The following is a 15,469-nucleotide window of genomic DNA, read 5'->3' as shown; positions in this document are numbered from 1 at the left end:
GCAGAATGCCCTCGCGCATGAAAGCGCGAATTGGCTGCCGAGTAAATCGGCTTATGTGGCCGGCCTGGCCGCCCCGTTCAACAAGGCGCCGATGCCGATGGCCATGACCTTGGCCGATTCCACCATGTCATCGATGCCCACCCATTCGTCCGGGCGGTGGGCAAGGTCGAGGATGCCGGGTCCATAGGCCACGCAATCGTGCAGATGGCCAAGGCGGGCGACGTGCTTTTGATCATAGGTACCGGGTGAAATCACATAATCCGGCTCGCGGCCGAACACCTGGCGGATGGCCCCGGCCAGCGCTTCCGGCACGGGCGCATCGCGATCGGTCATGGTCGGCAGCACTTCCATCAGGTCGCGGATGGCGTAGTCGAAGCGCGGGCGCTTCTTCTTCAGCCCTTCGAGGATGGCGACGATCTCGCCCTTCACCTCGGCGATGTCCTCCTCGATCAGGAAGCGACGGTCGACTACGAGGCGGCAGGAATCGGCGACATTGGGCGAGGGCAGGCCGGGGAAGAAGTCCTCCGTCTGGCCGCCATGGACGGAGTTGATGTTCATGGTCGAGCGGCGAGCGCCTTCCGGCACCACGGGCATCTGGGTCTGCTTACGGTCGAGGGCCGGATAAAGCTCTTTCTCGAAGGCGTGCAGCACGGCCCCCATATGGCGGATCGCCGAATCGCCCAGGAAGGGCATGGCGCCATGGGCGATGGAGCCGTGGGTTTCGATCTCGGCCCACCAGACGCCGCGGTGACCGAGGCAGATGCGGTCCTTGTTCAGCGGCTCGGGAATGATGACGTGGTCAACGCGCGGCTTTGAGAACAGGCCCTTGGAGGCCAGATAGGCTACGCCGCCATAGCCGCCGGATTCCTCGTCCACCGTGCCCGAAATCTCTATAGCGCCGGAGAAACCCGGATTGACGGCGATATAGGCTTCGGCCGCGATGATCGAGGCGGCCAGCCCGCCCTTCATGTCACAGGCGCCGCGCCCATAGACCTTGCCGTCGCGAACCAGCCCCGCATAGGGGTCCATCGTCCAGCCTTCGCCGGCTTCCACCACGTCGATATGCGAGTTGAAATGAACGGTCGGACCCGGCCCCCTTCCTTCCTTGCGGGCGACGACATTGGTCCGCGGATAGCGGTCGCTGTCGCCGGGCGTGCCTTCGCCGCGCATGAACAGCGTCTGGAACCCCCCGGCCGAAAGGCGGCGCGCGATGAATTCGGCACATGGCGTGTAGGCTTCGCCCGGCGGATTGACCGTGGGAAAGCGGATGAGGTCGGAAGTCAGCGCAACGAGTTCTTCGGTGCGGTCTTCTATGGCTCGGTAGAGATTCTCGATCATGGCCGAATTGGGCCGGTTGCCCCCGGTGCTGACAAGGGGCCAGAGAGCTCAACCGATCGCACCAGAGACTTTTCCTTGCTCCAGCATCGGGCAGGGAGAGGCCGATTATTGCACAAAATTTTCTTTTGGTGCTTAATTCTTGCGTTGCCGGGCTTGACTATACTGGCCTGCGCAACAAGGGCGCAGGGGGTTGATATGCGGAATCTTATCGGAGGAGCCGTGGTCGCGGCCGCGATCATGCTTGGATTCGGCGGGACAAGCGTTGCCGCCACGCTTGTGGCGAAGGTGGACGTTTCCAGCCAGACGATGACGGTGGTGCATCGCGGCCGGGTGATCCACCGCTGGAAGGTGTCGACGGCACGGCGCGGCTATGTCACACCGCGCGGCCAGTGGCGGCCGAAGCGCATGCATCGCATGTGGCATTCGCGCAAATACGACATGTCGCCGATGCCGTATTCGATCTTCTATCACCGCGGCTACGCGATCCACGGGACCAACGCGGTCAGCAGGCTCGGAAGCCCCGCTTCGCACGGCTGCGTGCGGCTACACACCTCCAACGCGGCGCGGCTTTATTCGCTGGTCAAGCAGGTGGGGCCGGGCAATACGCGGGTCGTGGTGGTCGATTGACGGCTGTAGCGGCAGAGCGGGGGTGCCGAAGTCATCCCGAACGCATCAACGTATGTCCCAGCGCTTGTGGAACCACATCCACTGGCCGGGATCCTCGCGCACCCAGCGCTCGACGATATCGTTGAGCTGCTGGGCCATGCGATCGACGTCGACGGCGCCCTTATCGTCGCGCGGCGGCGTGATCTTGTCTTCGACCTCCAGCCGGAAGCGGCCGCCGGGCAGGCGGATGCAGCGGGCCGGATAGACGTCGCACTCATATTGCCGGGCAAGTTTCGGCACCAGCGGACTCGTCTGGCAGGGGCGGCCGAAAAAGCGGGTCATGACGCCGCGCATGAACTTCTGGTCGACCAGCACGCCGATATTGCCGCCGTCCTCCAACACCCTGGCCAGATGCAGTGCGGCGCCGGAGCGCGAGGCGAGCAGGCTGCCCATCGATGAACTGCGGGTCCTGTGGATATAGTCGGCGACATAGGGATTGTTGGGCGCGCGGAAGAGTGACGTGACGCGCAGGCCGAATGTCGAGGCGGCGATCGGCAGAAACTCGAAATTGCCGAGATGGCCGGTGAAGAAGATGTGCGGCCCGGCCTCATCGCGCACGCGCTCGAAGATCTCGCGGCCTTTGACCTCGACGCGTCCGGGCTCGGCGGTGTCCGGGTCGTAGTCGAACAGCTTGTCGAGAAAAACGTATTCGACCGCCAGGCGCGCCATGTTGGCCCACATATCCGAGGCGATCGCTTCCAGTTCCTCGGGTCTTCTGTCGGGATAGGCCTGGCGCAGATTATCCATCGCCACGCGATGACGCCCGAGTTTGGGGCCGACCCTGCGGGCCGCACTCTCCGCAAAATCCAGCGCCTTGTCCGGAGGCAACCGGCGCAGCAGTGCCAGAACGGCCAGCATGAGCCGGGCGCTCGCCCAGTGTTCAGCCGTCTTGAGCATGCGGCCGAGCTTGACCGGAAACGGTTTCATTCTATTCGAGGCGCAGGATGATCTTGCCGAAGACGTCGCGCCCTTCCATGCGCGCGAGCGCCTTGTCGATCTCACTGATGCCGACTTCGGTGTCGATGACGGGGGCAACGAGGCCGGCCGCCATCTTCTGCATCGCGTCGGCCATGTTCTCCATGCGGCAGCCGAAGGAGCCGAACAGCTTCAACTGCTGCTGGAAGAGCTGCATAAGGTTCATGCTGGTCGACACGCCGGAGGTGGAGCCGCAGGTGACAAGCCGGCCGCCGCGCTTCAGGCAGAGCATCGATCCCGCCCAGGTGTCGGCGCCCACATGCTCGAACACCACATCGACGCCACGCTTCCGGGTGATCTTGCGCACAGCGCCTTCGAAGCGGTCTTCGCGGTAGTTGATGACGTGGTCGGCGCCCAGCGCCTTCGCCCTGTCGATCTTGGCGTCGGAGCCCACGGTGGTGATGACGGTGCAGCCCATGCGCTTGGCGAGCTGGATCGCCGCCGATCCGATGCCGGAGCCGCCGGCGTGGACCAGGATCGTCTCGCCGGGCTCGAGCCTCGCATTGTCGAAGAGCATGTGTTCGACCGTGCCGAAGGTCACGGGCGCCACCGCCGCGCCGATCTCGTCGACGCCGGGCGGGGCGGGGACCAGCAGGCGCGCCGGCAGGTTGATCTTCTCCTGGGCGAAGCCGTCGAGATGGAAGCCGTGCACGCCGCCCACATGTTCGCAAAGATTGTCGCGGCCTTCGCGACAGGGGCGGCAAAGCCCGCAGGTGCGCGCGCCGTAGATCGAGACCAGTTGGCCGGGCAGGAGGCCGCTCACGCCAGCCCCTACGGCGTCGACCACGCCCGAGGCCTCGGCGCCCACGGTCAGCGGCAGCTTGCGCTTGGCGAAGGCCATTCCGCGCCAGCCCCACACGTCGATATGATTGAGCGCGACGGCGCGGATATTGACCGTCACCTCGCCCTGGCCCGGCGGGGGCGGGGGCGGGACCTCGCTCAGTTCGAGCTTGCGATCGGCGACGAGTTGCAGTGCGCGCATGAAATGTCCGTTCCCCTGGAAGACTGCGGGCGAAAGGCTGCCGGCTTATCCGGCTTCACGCGCCATGACAAGGCAGGCATTCTGGCCGCCGAAGCCGAACGAGTTCGACAGGACGGCCGCGACATCGGCCGCGCGCTTGACATTGGGCACCACGTCGAGCTCGATCGCCGGGTCCGGGACCTCGTAATTGATGGTGGGCGGGATCACGCCTTCGCGCATGGTCATGAAGGAAAACACGGCCTCGATCGCGCCGGCGGCCGACAGCGTGTGGCCGATCATGGATTTGTTGGACGAAATCGGGATCGAGCCGATGCGCTCGCCGAAAACGGTCGAGAGCGAGAGATGCTCCATCTTCTCGTTTTCCTGGGTCGACGTGCCGTGGGCGTTGATATACTCGATCTCCTCGGTGCTCATGCCGGCATCGTCGAGGGCGGCGCGCACGGCGGCAATGGCGGGCGAGCCGTCGGGCTTCGAGCGGGTGCGGTGGAAGTCGTCCGCCTTCTCTCCGCAGCCGCGCATGATGCCCAGCACCTCGGCCCCGCGCGCCAGAGCGCTTTCTAGGGATTCCAGCACCAGCGCACCCGAACCTTCGGCGAGCACGAAGCCGCTGCGATCCTTGGAAAAAGGTTTCGAGGCCTTCTCCGGCGGGTCGTTCTGGGTGGTGAGCGCCGAAAGCAACGAGAAGCGGATGAGCGCTTCGGCCGTCGCCGAACCGTCCGCTCCGATGGCCAATGCCCGGTCGCACTCGCCCCGGCGGATGGCCTCGGTGCCGAGCTGGATGGCGGTGGCGCCGGAGGCGCACGCGGTGGACAGCGTGATGGGCAGGCCGCGCGTGCCGTATTTGTCGGCCAGCCGATCGGCAATGGTGGCGAATTGCGTTTCGTCGAAAAGTTCGCTGTCGCGCAGCTTGCGCGCCGCCTCGATCAGGCTGCGCCAGTTGCCGCCCTTGTCGGAACGGGCGTAAAGGCTCAGCCGGTGATGCCAGTCGATCTCCACGGGCGGCGCGGCCAGGAACAGCGGGCCCGCGAAATCGGTAGCCGGCAATTCGGACTCGGCCAGCGCCTCGCTCGCGGCGAGATCCGCCAGCGCGTAGGTGAGGCGGCTTGCCCCCTTGTCGCTCTCTTCGAGAAAGTCGACCATGCCGGAGATTTTCGTCGCCAGGTGGTCAACCGGAAAACGGGTAATGGCGTGGATGCCGGAGCGGCCGCTGGTCAGCGCCTCCCAATTGTCCTTCTTGCCCTGGCCGAGCGATGTGACCACGCCCATGCCGGTCACTGCGACGAGGGGCCTGCCAAACTTGTCGGTTGTCTTCATGGGGCGCGCCCTTTCTGTCAGGCCTTGACCACGAGGCCCATGCCTTCGAAGCAATTATAGCCGATGGCGGTGGCCAGTATGGCGGAAGGCGCGGCGTCGGTCGATCGCTCGCGGTCGGGGTCGAAAGCGGGATAGGCCGCCTGCTTTTGGATGGCCATCGCCGCCAGCGCCACGGCGAACGGGAACTGGGCCTCCTTCAGGTGACCGGTCAGGGAAGAGAAGCCGCGCACGGCCATATCTTCCTGTCCCTCCAACACGCGCCGTTCGAGGGCGGTGACCTTGTGCGCCCCGGATGCGCCGGAGAGGGCCAGCGTCGGCGCGCCGCCGAGCGTTTCGGCCATGGCGCGCAGCGCTGTCTCCAGCGCGGCGTCCTCGCGCGGCGCGCGGCCCGATACGACGGGTCCGATCGCGGCGTAAGCCTGCCTGCCGCGCTTTTGCGCGTGCTCGCGCGATTCAAGGACCAGGAAGGCCGCGCCGGAACCGGTGATCACGCCGCCGCCGTCCTGTTCGCGCCGCGCCCACACCGGCGACCAGTCGCCGCGCTGCAGGAAGCCGGCCAACTCATAGGCGAGCAGCATGTCGGGATGCTCGGTCTGGAAGGCGGCGCCCACCAGAAGGTGGCTCGACTGGCCGGAGCGGATGCGGGCGGCGGCGGTTTCGACAGCGGAGACGCCGGCGCCTTCCTCGCCCATGAAGGTGCGTGAGGAGCCGGTGACCTTGTGAACGATGGAGATGTTGCCGGCCAGCAGATTGGAAAGCTGCGCCAGGAAGAGGGTCGGGCGCAATTCCGTCGTCAGTTTCTCGTTGAGCAGCACGTCATGGTCGTTGCGGGTCAGCGAGGCATCGAGGATGCCCTGGTCGACGTCGATGTCGCGCTCGCCGCCGCCGGCGGCCACCACCATGTCCATCGAGGCGCACAGCGCCTCGTCTTCCTTCATGCCCGCATCGGCCAGCGCGAGGCCGGCCGTGTAGGTGCCCAGCCGCTGCCAGGTCTCCATCTGCCGCTGATCGCCGCGCTTGGGGATCTGTGTGCTCCAGTCGATCTCGGGCAGGGGATGGACGACATAGGGCGCGAAGCGCTCGCCATCGAGGACCGGTCTCGGGTCGGCCAGCGCGCGCCAGTGCTCGTCAACGCCAAGGCCGAGCGAGGACACGATGCCGATGCCGGTGATGACGACGTCGTTCGGTTTCATGTCGGCCTCATTTTCTGGCGGTTGCGCAGCGCGGCCCCACGGGACGTCAGGCGGCGATCAGGCGGCCTTCGCGGCGACCAGGTCGTCGATCTTCGAGCAAAGGTTCTTCATGACGAAATATTCCTCGGTGGAAACCTTTCCGTCGTTGACCTCCTGGGTCCATTTTTCCAGGGGCACCTTGATGCCGAATTCCTTGTCGATGGCGAAAACGATGTCCAGAAAGTCGAGGCTGTCGATACCCAGATCGTCGATCGTGTGGCTTTCCGGCGTGATCTTTTCGCGGTCGATCTCGCTGGTCTCGGAGATAATGTCGGCTACTTTGTCGAATGTCGTGGTCACGGCAGGTCCCTCAGTGTGGGGAGATTCGTTTCAGCTTGCGGATGAGCGGCTCTGTAATCGGTTTTTTGCGGCAGGAAAAGGGCCGATGGGCGGCAACCGGCCGTTGCCCTCAGTTGAAGGCGATGCGCGCTGCCGCGCTGACGCTGTCCTCGCCGCGTGCCAGGATCACGGCCTCGCCGTCGCGCGGGCGTACCCCGGTCAGCGCCTCGATGTTGGAAGGGTGCGTCACCATGACGAGATTCCCGGAGCCCGTGTACTCCAGTATCCGCTCCAGCATGGCGTCGACCTGCGCCGCCGCGGCTTCCGGTTCGGCCGGAAGCTGGTCCAGCGGTTCGAATTCCTCAACCACGGTGTCGCCGAAGGCGAGTTCGGCCGTGTCGCGCGCCCGGCAGTAGCGGCTTGTCAGCACCTGGTCGACGGGTGCCGCACGGGCGAAGAACAGCGCGCCGATGCGCTTTGCCTGCTGCCGTCCGCGCGCCGAAAGATTGCGCTGGGTGGCGCAATTGCCGATCTCGAACGCGGCCGGATCGCCGGTTCCAGGCGCGTCCGCATGGTTGAGCAGGACGACCTGGCCGCCATTGCGAAGCAGCGCCCATCCCGCTTCGGTGGCCTGGGCCGGCACTATGAGGAGAGCGAGAAGAAGAGGCAGCCAACGTAGCATTCGGTAGTCCTGTGTCTGAAAAGCAGCCCTACATATAGGATCGATGCGCGTTTGAGGGAAACCCGCCGCTCTTGCCCCAGCTTTACCACAGCCTGGACTCAGCTTATGGCAGTGGGAGATGTCTCCCCTTGTCGAAACCATTGCCTTCGTATTCGGTCTTGTCGCGCTTGGCTATGCCAGCGGGTGGCGCGGCTTCCTGAACGAAGCAACGGGCGAGGCGCTCACGGCCTTTGCCGTATCGGTGGCCGTTCCGCTGCTTCTGTTCCGGACCATGGCCAATGCCGATTTCGGCGATGGCCTGCCGTGGGGACTCTGGGCGGCATATTTCCCCGCGATCGCCGCCACCTGGGCGGTCTCGCAGCTCATGGTCGTGCATGTCTTCAAGCGCGAGAGTCAGGCCGGCGTGGTGGGCGGGCTTGCCGCCGGGTTCTCGAACCTGGTCCTGCTGGGCATTCCGTTCATGCTCGGCGTCTATGGCGAGCGCGGTTTCGAGACGCTGTCTCTGATCGTGTCGATCCACCTGCCCATCATGATCGGCATGTCGATTCTCCTGTTCGGGCTTGTCGGGCCGGCGGCTGGGCCGAAAGTGGCCCCCCGCGCGCTGCTGGTGGATTTCGTCCGCAAGATGTTCACCAATCCGCTCATCGTCGGCATTGTCTGCGGGCTCCTGTGGCGTTTCATCGGCCTGGAAATGCCGTCGCTGATGTCGCGGCTCGTCGATTCGCTTGCCAATGTCGCCGGTCCCGTCGCGTTGTTCGCCATGGGGCTCGGGCTTCGGCGCTACGGAATTTCAGGCAATGTGCGGCCGGCCATCGCGGTGGCCGCCCTCAAGCTGTTTCTGATGCCCGCGGCCGCGCTGCTTCTCGCCAAGCTCATCGGTCTTCCGCCGATGAGCGCCAAGGTCGTGGTGGCCGCGGCCTCGCTGCCCACCGGCGTCAACCCCTATCTGATCGCCTCGCAGTTCGGCACCGGCCAGGCGCTTGCCTCCAACACGATGACCATCGGAACGGCACTGGCGGTGCTGACCACCGCCTTCTGGCTTTCCGTCGCGCAATGGGTGTTCGGATAGGCCCTGGATCGGCCTTGCCCCGATCGCGGCTGGCACTAGGTTTGAGACGGACTGGTGCGAGGACTATGCTTGCTGCCGGCCCTGTTATGCCCCACTTTGCCTTGACCGGTAGTCGATTTAGCGGAAGCGGTGCGCAGAGCCGCCGAGGAGGTATCCATGCTGCAGAAGACGAGCCATTTCCTGAAGGAGGCGAACTATATCGGCGGCGCCTGGGTCGGTGCCGATTCGGGCGAGACGATCGATGTCGTCAATCCGGCCAACGGCCAGCGCATCGGCGGCGTACCGAAGGCCGGCGGAGCGGAGACGCGGCGCGCCATCGAGGCCGCGCAGGAAGCATTCGGCAGTTTCAGGAAAACCTCCGCCGCCGAGCGCGCGCGGATGCTGCGCAAGCTTCACGACGTGATCATGGACAATCAGGATGCTCTCGCCGAACTCCTGGTCATGGAACAGGGCAAGCCATTCGCAGAGGCCAAGGGCGAGGTCGGCATGTCGGCTTCCTACGTGCTGTGGTATGCCGAAGAAGGGCGCCGCATCTATGGCGACACGGTACCTTCGCCATGGGCGGACCGGCGTATCATGGTGACGAAAGAGCCCGTCGGCGTCATCGGCGCGATCACCCCGTGGAACTTTCCCTCCTCCATGCTGGCGCGCAAGCTCGGCCCGGCGATCGCGGCCGGCTGCACGGCAGTCGCCAAGCCGGCCTCGCAGACACCCTATTCGGGCCTTGCATGGGGCGTTCTGTGCGAGGAAGCCGGCATTCCCAGGGGCGTCGTCAACATCGTGACCGGCTCTGCCTCGCAAATCGGCGACGAGCTTTGCTCCAACCCGCTGGTGCGCAAGATCACGTTCACCGGTTCCACGGAGATCGGCAAGCTGTTGTTGAAGAAGTCGGCCGATACGGTGAAGAAGGTGTCGATGGAGCTCGGGGGCAATGCTCCCTTCGTCGTTTTCGACGACGCCGACCTTGATCGGGCCGTGCAGGGCGCCATCGCCGCCAAGTACCGCAATTCCGGGCAGACCTGCGTGTGCACGAACCGGTTTTTCGTGCAGGCGGGCATCTACGACCGCTTCGTGGAGAAGATGGTCGAGGAGACGAAGCGGCTGAAGGTCGGCTCCGGCCTCGACGACGGCACCCAGCAGGGGCCGCTGATCGATGCCGATGCCGTGGAGAAGGTCGAGGAATTCATCGCCGATGCCACCTCCAAAGGCGGCAAGGTCGTCGCCGGCGGCAGCCGGCATGCGCTCGGCGGCACCTTTTTCGAGCCCACCATCATCACCGAAGCGACGCCGCAGATGCGCTTCATGCAGGAAGAAATCTTCGGCCCGGTCGCGCCCATCTTCCGTTTCGAGAAGGAGGAGGACGGCGTGGCGCTGGCCAACGATACGGTCTTCGGCCTGGCCTGCTATTTCTACACGTCCGATCTCGGCCGCGCATTCCGGGTGATGGAAGGTCTGAGATACGGGTTGGTCGGCGTCAATGAAGGCGTCATCACTGCCGTGGAGGCACCGTTCGGCGGCGTGAAGGAATCCGGGCTCGGCAGGGAAGGCGGGCACCAGGGCATCGAAGACTATCTCGACACCAAATATGTCTGCATCGGCGGGTTGGGCCTTTAGGGCTGCTATCTGAAGGCGGCTTGCAGCACCTCGAAGGGCGCCAGCGCGCCGTGCACCTTGATGCAGGCCGCCGCAACGCGGTGTGCCCGGCGTGCCGCCTCGTCAGGCGCATCTCCGGCCAGGCGGGCAGCCAGATAGCCGCCATTGAAGGAATCGCCGGCGCCGGTCGTGTCAACCGGCGCCGGCACCGGTTCGACCGGAATTTCGACCGGCCTGCCGTCGAGCAGGAGGACCGTCGGCCGCTGCCCGTCCTTGACGGCGATCTCGCCGACGCCGGCTTCTGCCAAGCGCCGCGCCGTGTCGGCGGGCGTCGCTTCGCCGAAAAGCTCTGCCTCATCCGGGAATGTCGGCAGCGCGATGTCGGTCACTTCGAGCGCCTTTGCGATCGCGCCGCGGGCGGCATCGGGAGACGGCCATAGGCGTGGCCGATAGTTGGGATCGAAGGCGACGAGGCTGCCGCCGGCCCTGGCCTGTTTCAGGGCGTTCAGAAGCGTGTTGCGCCCGGCCTCCGACAGAATTGCCAGAGTGATTCCGGAAAAATATATAAGCTGCCGGTTTTCAAGGCTTTTCGCCAATGCGTCGGCATCGTCCGCCAGCCTTCTCGCGGCGGAATCGGAGCGCCAATAGGTGAAGGAGCGTTCGGCGCCGGTCAATGTGATGGCGTATAGTCCGGGCCGGGCGCCGGCAATCACCGGGCTTGCCGCCGTGCCGATGCCATGTTCGCGGAAGAAGGCGATCTGCTGTTGCGAGAACGGATCGTCGCCGAAGGCGCTGACATAGTCGGCCGGCATCTCGGCGGGGGTCAGCGCGCGCAGGGCCCAGAGCGTGTTGAAGGTGTCGCCGGCATAGCCCAGCTTCCAATTGCCGCCCACGCTGCCGCCGGAAAGCTCCAGCATGCATTCGCCGATCGACGCCACCCCATGGTTGACCATGCGCATTCCTCTCCGTGACAAAGCCATGGGCGCATAGCACGTTCGGGCGGTCTGGCAAATCTTGCAGCGGCATCGGTCCGAAAATCGGAACCGGCGTTCAAACGCCTAACGGTCCTTCACCGTCTCCATGGCGACAAAGGTCGAGGTGTGCGAGACGTGGGGCAGGGCGGAGATGCGCTCGCCCAGCACCCGGCGATACGCCTTGATATCGCGGGTGCGGATCTTGAGGAGGTAATCGAAGCTGGCCGCTATCATGTGGCACTGCTCGATTTCGGGCACGGCGAGCGCTGCCTTGTTGAAAGCTTCCAGAGCCGATGACCGGGTGTCGGAGAGCGTCACCTGGACGAAGGCGATGTGCCCTTCGCCCATGCGCTCGCGGTCCACGAGCGCGGCATAGCCGCGGATATATCCTTGCTCTTCCAGGCGCCGGAGCCGGGCCTGGACCGGCGTCTTGGAAAGGCCGACCTCCTGGGCGAGCGCGCTGAGCGAAAGGCGCGCGTTGCGGGAAAGGGCGTCGACGATATTCCTGTCGATGCGGTCCAGTTGTCCTGCAGACATGGAACAACAATCTCATTTGATCTGTTTGAAGAGCAATTTTAGTCTGAATGCTCTGCATATAGCAATGATTCAGTCCGTGTGCGCGTTTTGCGGCATGCTAGAGAAGCCGGATGGCATCGAGGCCAGGGTTCCATCGGCTGCGTCCGGTCTTTTCAGGAACGGCGATTGCGATGCTAAGCTGGTCGTAGACATGAGGAGTGCGCCACGATGCCGTTGCCAGATCTGGATGCCATCCGCCGGGCGATCCGTGAGCACTATTTGGCCGATGAGGAACAGGCCGTGTCCGCGCTGGTGGCCATGGCCGGTCTCTCGGAGGCGCGGCGGGCGGCGATATCGGCCGAGGCGGCGCAGCTGGTGCGGGCGGTAAGGTCGGATTCCGACCTCCATCTGATGGAGGCCTTCCTTTCCGAGTACGGCCTTTCGACCAGTGAGGGCGTGGCGCTGATGTGCCTTGCCGAGGCGCTGCTGCGCGTGCCGGATGCCGAGACGGTCGACGATCTGATCCGCGACAAGATCGCCCCGCATGACTGGTCTGCCCATTCCGGCGAATCGGCCTCCATTTTCGTCAATGCCTCCACCTGGGCGCTGATGCTCACGGGTCGGGTGCTGGACGAAAGCGGCGACGGCGTGGAATCGCTGCTGCGCGGCATGGTGCGGCGGCTGGGCGAGCCGGTGATCCGCACCGCGGTGGCCGCTGCCATGCGCGAGATGGGCGAGCAGTTCGTGCTCGGGCGCACCATCTCCGAGGCGATCAAGCGCGGCCGCTCGATGACCGCGAAAGGCTACACCTATTCCTATGACATGCTGGGCGAGGCCGCGCGCACCGAGGCGGATGCGCAGCGTTATCACAAGGCGTATGCGGACGCGATCGCAGCGCTCCAGGCCGAAGCCAAGAGCGGCGACATCCGTGTCAATCCGGGCATATCGGTCAAGCTTTCGGCGCTGCATCCGCGCTACGAGGCGACGCACAAGGCGCAGATGATGCCGCTGATGACGGCGCGGCTTCTGGAACTGGCGCAAGCGGCCAGGGCGGCGCGCATGGGACTCAATATCGATGCCGAGGAAGCCGACCGGCTGGACGTTTCGCTCGACGTGATCGAACAGGTTCTGGCCGATCCGTCGCTGGAAGGCTGGGATGGGTTCGGCGTCGTCGTGCAGGCCTATGGGCAGCGCGCGCCCTTCGTCATCGATTGGCTGCATGCGCTGGCCGGGAAGCTCGGCCGAAGGATCATGGTGCGGCTGGTCAAAGGCGCCTATTGGGACACCGAGATCAAGCGCGCCCAGGTGATGGGCCTTGACGGCTATCCCGTCTTCACGCGCAAGGTGAACACGGACGTCTCCTACATCGCCTGCGCGCGCAAGCTCCTGTCGATGACGGACCGCATCTACCCCCAATTCGCCACGCACAACGCCCATACGGTCGCCGCCATCCTTTCCATGGCCGAAGACAAGCAGGCCTTCGAGTTCCAGCGGCTCCACGGCATGGGCGAAGCGCTGCACGAGGTGGTGCGCAAGCGCCAGGGCACGCGGTGCCGCATCTATGCGCCGGTGGGCGCGCATCGGGATCTGCTGGCTTATCTGGTGCGCAGGCTTCTGGAAAACGGCGCCAATTCCTCCTTCGTCCACCAGATCGTGGACGAGGAGGTGAGCGCCGAGGAGATCGCGCGCGATCCCTTCGCGGCCGTGGCGGCCAACAATCGAGCCTCCAACCCCGCGATCCCCATGCCGGCGGCAATTTTCGGCCCCGGCCGCCGCAACTCCAGCGGCTGGGATCTCACCGACCCGACGACACTGGACCGCATCGAGGCCGGGCGCGCCGTCTTCGCGCCTCCGCATCAATGGACGGCAGGACCGTCAACGCGCGCCAGGGGCGGCGCCGTCCCGCGCCGACTGCTCAATCCCGCAAGACTCGACGAGGTGGTGGGCAGCGTCGTGGAGGCGACGCCGGAACAGGTGAGCGAGGCCATCGGCATCGCCGCCGAGGCCCAGCCTGCCTGGGCTGCGCGCCCGGTTGCCGAGCGCGCCGACATTTTGCGCCGGATCGCTGATCTCTACGAGGAGAACGCGGCGGAGTTCTTCGCGCTCGCCACGCGGGAGGCGGGCAAATCGCTGGCCGACGGCGTGGCCGAAGTGCGCGAGGCGGTCGACTTCCTGCGCTATTACGCCAATGAGGCGGTGGCGGCGGAGCGCGAGACCGGCGCGCGCGGCGTGATTGTGTGCATTTCGCCGTGGAATTTTCCGCTCGCCATCTTCACCGGCCAGATCGCGGCCGCGCTTGTCACCGGCAATGCCGTCGCCGCCAAGCCGGCCGAGCAGACGCCGCTCATCGCGGCGCGCGCGGTGGCGCTGATGCATGACGCGGGCATCCCGCGCAGCGTGCTGCAATTCCTGCCGGGCGACGGCCCTTCGGTCGGCGCTCCGATGACCGCCGACAGCCGCATTGCCGGCGTCTGCTTCACTGGCTCCACCGACGTCGCGCGCCTGATCGAACGGCAGCTTGCCGAGACGGCATCGCCCGATGCCATGCTGATCGCCGAGACCGGCGGGCTCAACGCCATGATCGTCGATTCCACCGCTCTGCCCGAGCAGGCCGTGCGCGATATCGTCGCCTCGGCGTTCCAGAGCGCTGGCCAGCGCTGCTCGGCGCTGCGGGTGCTTTATGTGCAGAAGGACGTGGAAAAGCGGCTGGTGACCATGCTGGAGGGCGCCATGAAGGCGCTCCACATCGGCGATCCGTGGGACATTGCCACCGATGTCGGCCCGGTGATCGACGACGAGGCGCGGCAGACCATCGATGGCTACAGCCATAAGATGGCCGACGAGGGACGGCTCATCGCCAAGCTCGACGCGCCGGACAATGGGCGCTTCGTGGCGCCGGCAGCGTTCAAGGTGAGCGGCATCGAGGAGATGGAGCGCGAAATCTTCGGCCCCATCCTGCATGTGGCAACCTTCGAGGCGGAGAACCTAGAGAAAGTGATTTCGACCATAAACGCAAGGGGCTATGGCCTGACCTTCGGGCTTCATACGCGCATCGACGCGCGCGTGCAGGAGATCGTCGATCAAGTTCATGCCGGCAACATCTACGTGAACCGCAACCAGATCGGCGCGGTCGTCGGCTCGCAGCCCTTCGGCGGGGAAGGGCTTTCGGGAACCGGTCCGAAGGCAGGCGGGCCGCTTTATCTGCGCCGCTTCCGCAGGAACGGCACTGGATCCGGCCCGCGCCCGGCCGGCGAAGAGCTTGATGCGGGCGCTCTGCGCCGCGCCATGCCTGATCCGGCCAAAACGGACTGGCCGCGCCGGGCCGACCGCATCGCCATGCTGCGGCGCGCCCTTCGGGGGCGGCATGCCGACATTCTGGCCGCAGCAGCCGCGCTCGATCACGGGCCGGTCGACCTGCCGGGCCCGACAGGCGAAGCCAACGCCCTGCAACTCGCGCCGCGCGGCCGGGTGCTGTGCCTCGGCTCCGGGGAGGAAGCGCTCGCCGCCCAGGTCGTCCAGGCTTTGGCGGCCGGCAATGCCGTCCTCGCCGTCCACCCCGACGCGCCTGACCTGCTGAAGCTGCTTTTGAAGCCGGAATTCCCGCTGGCCGCGCTGGCCGGATCATGCCCCGAAACGGCGTTGACCGGCCTTTCCGTCGACGTCGTGGCGGCGAGCGGGGAGGCTGGGTGGCTGTCTGCGTTGCGCAGAGCCCTGGCCGCCCGCGACGGCCCGATAGTGCCGCTCGTCACCGAGCTCGTCTATCCTGCCGCCTATGTTCATGAGCGCGCGGTCTGCGTGGACACCACGGCCGCCGGCGGCAACGCTAGCCTGCTGGCTGCGTCGTAGGAC

At 65.7% G+C, this 15,469-nt stretch carries 13 protein-coding genes; 4 read left to right on the top strand and 9 right to left on the bottom strand.

Annotation, left to right across the window (positions count from 1 at the left end; genetic code table 11):
- Positions 1-51: 51 nt before the first annotated feature.
- A complete protein-coding gene (locus NTH_RS02135) occupies positions 52-1,338 on the bottom strand; it encodes an acetylornithine deacetylase/succinyl-diaminopimelate desuccinylase family protein (protein ID WP_338528456.1) in 1,287 nt (428 codons plus the stop codon).
- 195 nt (positions 1,339-1,533) lie between these two features.
- Here NTH_RS02135 and NTH_RS02130 point away from each other — a divergent pair, with 195 nt between their 5' ends.
- Positions 1,534-1,965 carry a L,D-transpeptidase gene (locus NTH_RS02130; RefSeq protein WP_338528455.1) on the top strand — a complete coding sequence of 144 codons (432 nt, stop codon included), beginning with the start codon at positions 1,534-1,536 and terminating at the stop codon, positions 1,963-1,965.
- A gap of 45 nt (positions 1,966-2,010) precedes the next feature.
- On the opposite strand, the gene NTH_RS02125 is transcribed toward NTH_RS02130, so the two are convergent.
- The 6 genes from NTH_RS02125 to NTH_RS02100 all read right to left on the bottom strand — a co-directional run bounded on the left by NTH_RS02125 (position 2,011) and on the right by NTH_RS02100 (position 7,468).
- Positions 2,011-2,931, bottom strand: coding sequence for a lipid A biosynthesis lauroyl acyltransferase (locus NTH_RS02125; protein WP_338528454.1), 921 nt, complete (start codon positions 2,929-2,931; stop codon positions 2,011-2,013).
- Between the two features lies 1 nt (position 2,932).
- Positions 2,933-3,961, bottom strand: coding sequence for a zinc-binding dehydrogenase (locus NTH_RS02120; protein WP_338528453.1), 1,029 nt, complete (start codon positions 3,959-3,961; stop codon positions 2,933-2,935).
- Positions 3,962-4,006: 45 nt separating this feature from the next.
- Positions 4,007-5,275, bottom strand: a complete 1,269-nt coding sequence (locus NTH_RS02115; protein ID WP_338528452.1) for a beta-ketoacyl-ACP synthase — start codon at positions 5,273-5,275, stop codon at positions 4,007-4,009.
- A 17-nt stretch (positions 5,276-5,292) separates the two neighbouring features.
- Complete coding sequence (locus NTH_RS02110; RefSeq protein WP_338528451.1) at positions 5,293-6,468, bottom strand: beta-ketoacyl-ACP synthase; 1,176 nt, start codon at positions 6,466-6,468, stop codon at positions 5,293-5,295.
- A gap of 57 nt (positions 6,469-6,525) precedes the next feature.
- Positions 6,526-6,807, bottom strand: coding sequence for an acyl carrier protein (locus NTH_RS02105; RefSeq protein ID WP_338528450.1), 282 nt, complete (start codon positions 6,805-6,807; stop codon positions 6,526-6,528).
- A gap of 109 nt (positions 6,808-6,916) precedes the next feature.
- Positions 6,917-7,468 (bottom strand): histidine phosphatase family protein, encoded by a 552-nt coding sequence (locus NTH_RS02100; protein ID WP_338528449.1) that lies wholly within the window; start codon positions 7,466-7,468, stop codon positions 6,917-6,919.
- A 118-nt stretch (positions 7,469-7,586) separates the two neighbouring features.
- On the opposite strand from NTH_RS02100, the gene NTH_RS02095 reads away from it, so the two are divergent.
- Together NTH_RS02095 and NTH_RS02090 are read left to right on the top strand one after the other, a co-directional pair.
- Complete coding sequence (locus NTH_RS02095) at positions 7,587-8,537, top strand: AEC family transporter (RefSeq protein WP_338528448.1); 951 nt, start codon at positions 7,587-7,589, stop codon at positions 8,535-8,537.
- A gap of 156 nt (positions 8,538-8,693) precedes the next feature.
- Positions 8,694-10,151 (top strand): NAD-dependent succinate-semialdehyde dehydrogenase, encoded by a 1,458-nt coding sequence (locus NTH_RS02090; protein ID WP_338528447.1) that lies wholly within the window; start codon positions 8,694-8,696, stop codon positions 10,149-10,151.
- A gap of 5 nt (positions 10,152-10,156) precedes the next feature.
- Here the strand turns inward: NTH_RS02090 and NTH_RS02085 are convergent, their stop codons facing one another.
- Both NTH_RS02085 and NTH_RS02080 read right to left on the bottom strand, forming a co-directional pair.
- Positions 10,157-11,083: a sugar kinase gene (locus NTH_RS02085; RefSeq protein ID WP_338528446.1), complete on the bottom strand. Its 927-nt coding sequence runs from the start codon at positions 11,081-11,083 to the stop codon at positions 10,157-10,159.
- Between the two features lie 105 nt (positions 11,084-11,188).
- Positions 11,189-11,641 carry an Lrp/AsnC family transcriptional regulator gene (locus tag NTH_RS02080; RefSeq protein ID WP_338528445.1) on the bottom strand — a complete coding sequence of 151 codons (453 nt, stop codon included), beginning with the start codon at positions 11,639-11,641 and terminating at the stop codon, positions 11,189-11,191.
- Positions 11,642-11,848: 207 nt separating this feature from the next.
- Here NTH_RS02080 and putA point away from each other — a divergent pair, with 207 nt between their 5' ends.
- On the top strand, positions 11,849-15,466 hold the full coding sequence (gene putA, locus NTH_RS02075) for a bifunctional proline dehydrogenase/L-glutamate gamma-semialdehyde dehydrogenase PutA (protein WP_338528444.1): 3,618 nt from the start codon (positions 11,849-11,851) through the stop codon (positions 15,464-15,466).
- Positions 15,467-15,469 lie beyond the last annotated feature (3 nt).

The organism is Nitratireductor thuwali (assembly GCF_036621415.1).
In the GTDB taxonomy this organism is placed as follows: domain Bacteria; phylum Pseudomonadota; class Alphaproteobacteria; order Rhizobiales; family Rhizobiaceae; genus Chelativorans; species Chelativorans thuwali.
This window is presented reverse-complemented; position numbering and strand designations above follow the sequence as displayed.

Bases quoted from the DNA above. Each gene is read 5' to 3' on its own strand.
- NTH_RS02130 (WP_338528455.1), top strand. From the start codon at position 1,534: ATGCGGAATCTTATCGGAGGAGCCGTGGTCGCGGCCGCGATCATGCTT.
- NTH_RS02120 (WP_338528453.1), bottom strand. From the start codon at position 3,961: ATGCGCGCACTGCAACTCGTCGCCGATCGCAAGCTCGAACTGAGCGAG.
- NTH_RS02100 (WP_338528449.1), bottom strand. From the start codon at position 7,468: ATGCTACGTTGGCTGCCTCTTCTTCTCGCTCTCCTCATAGTGCCGGCC.
- NTH_RS02085 (WP_338528446.1), bottom strand. From the start codon at position 11,083: ATGGTCAACCATGGGGTGGCGTCGATCGGCGAATGCATGCTGGAGCTT.
- NTH_RS02135 (WP_338528456.1), bottom strand. From the start codon at position 1,338: ATGATCGAGAATCTCTACCGAGCCATAGAAGACCGCACCGAAGAACTC.
- NTH_RS02095 (WP_338528448.1), top strand. From the start codon at position 7,587: ATGTCTCCCCTTGTCGAAACCATTGCCTTCGTATTCGGTCTTGTCGCG.
- NTH_RS02090 (WP_338528447.1), top strand. From the start codon at position 8,694: ATGCTGCAGAAGACGAGCCATTTCCTGAAGGAGGCGAACTATATCGGC.
- NTH_RS02125 (WP_338528454.1), bottom strand. From the start codon at position 2,931: ATGAAACCGTTTCCGGTCAAGCTCGGCCGCATGCTCAAGACGGCTGAA.
- NTH_RS02110 (WP_338528451.1), bottom strand. From the start codon at position 6,468: ATGAAACCGAACGACGTCGTCATCACCGGCATCGGCATCGTGTCCTCG.
- putA (WP_338528444.1), top strand. From the start codon at position 11,849: ATGCCGTTGCCAGATCTGGATGCCATCCGCCGGGCGATCCGTGAGCAC.
- NTH_RS02115 (WP_338528452.1), bottom strand. From the start codon at position 5,275: ATGAAGACAACCGACAAGTTTGGCAGGCCCCTCGTCGCAGTGACCGGC.
- NTH_RS02080 (WP_338528445.1), bottom strand. From the start codon at position 11,641: ATGTCTGCAGGACAACTGGACCGCATCGACAGGAATATCGTCGACGCC.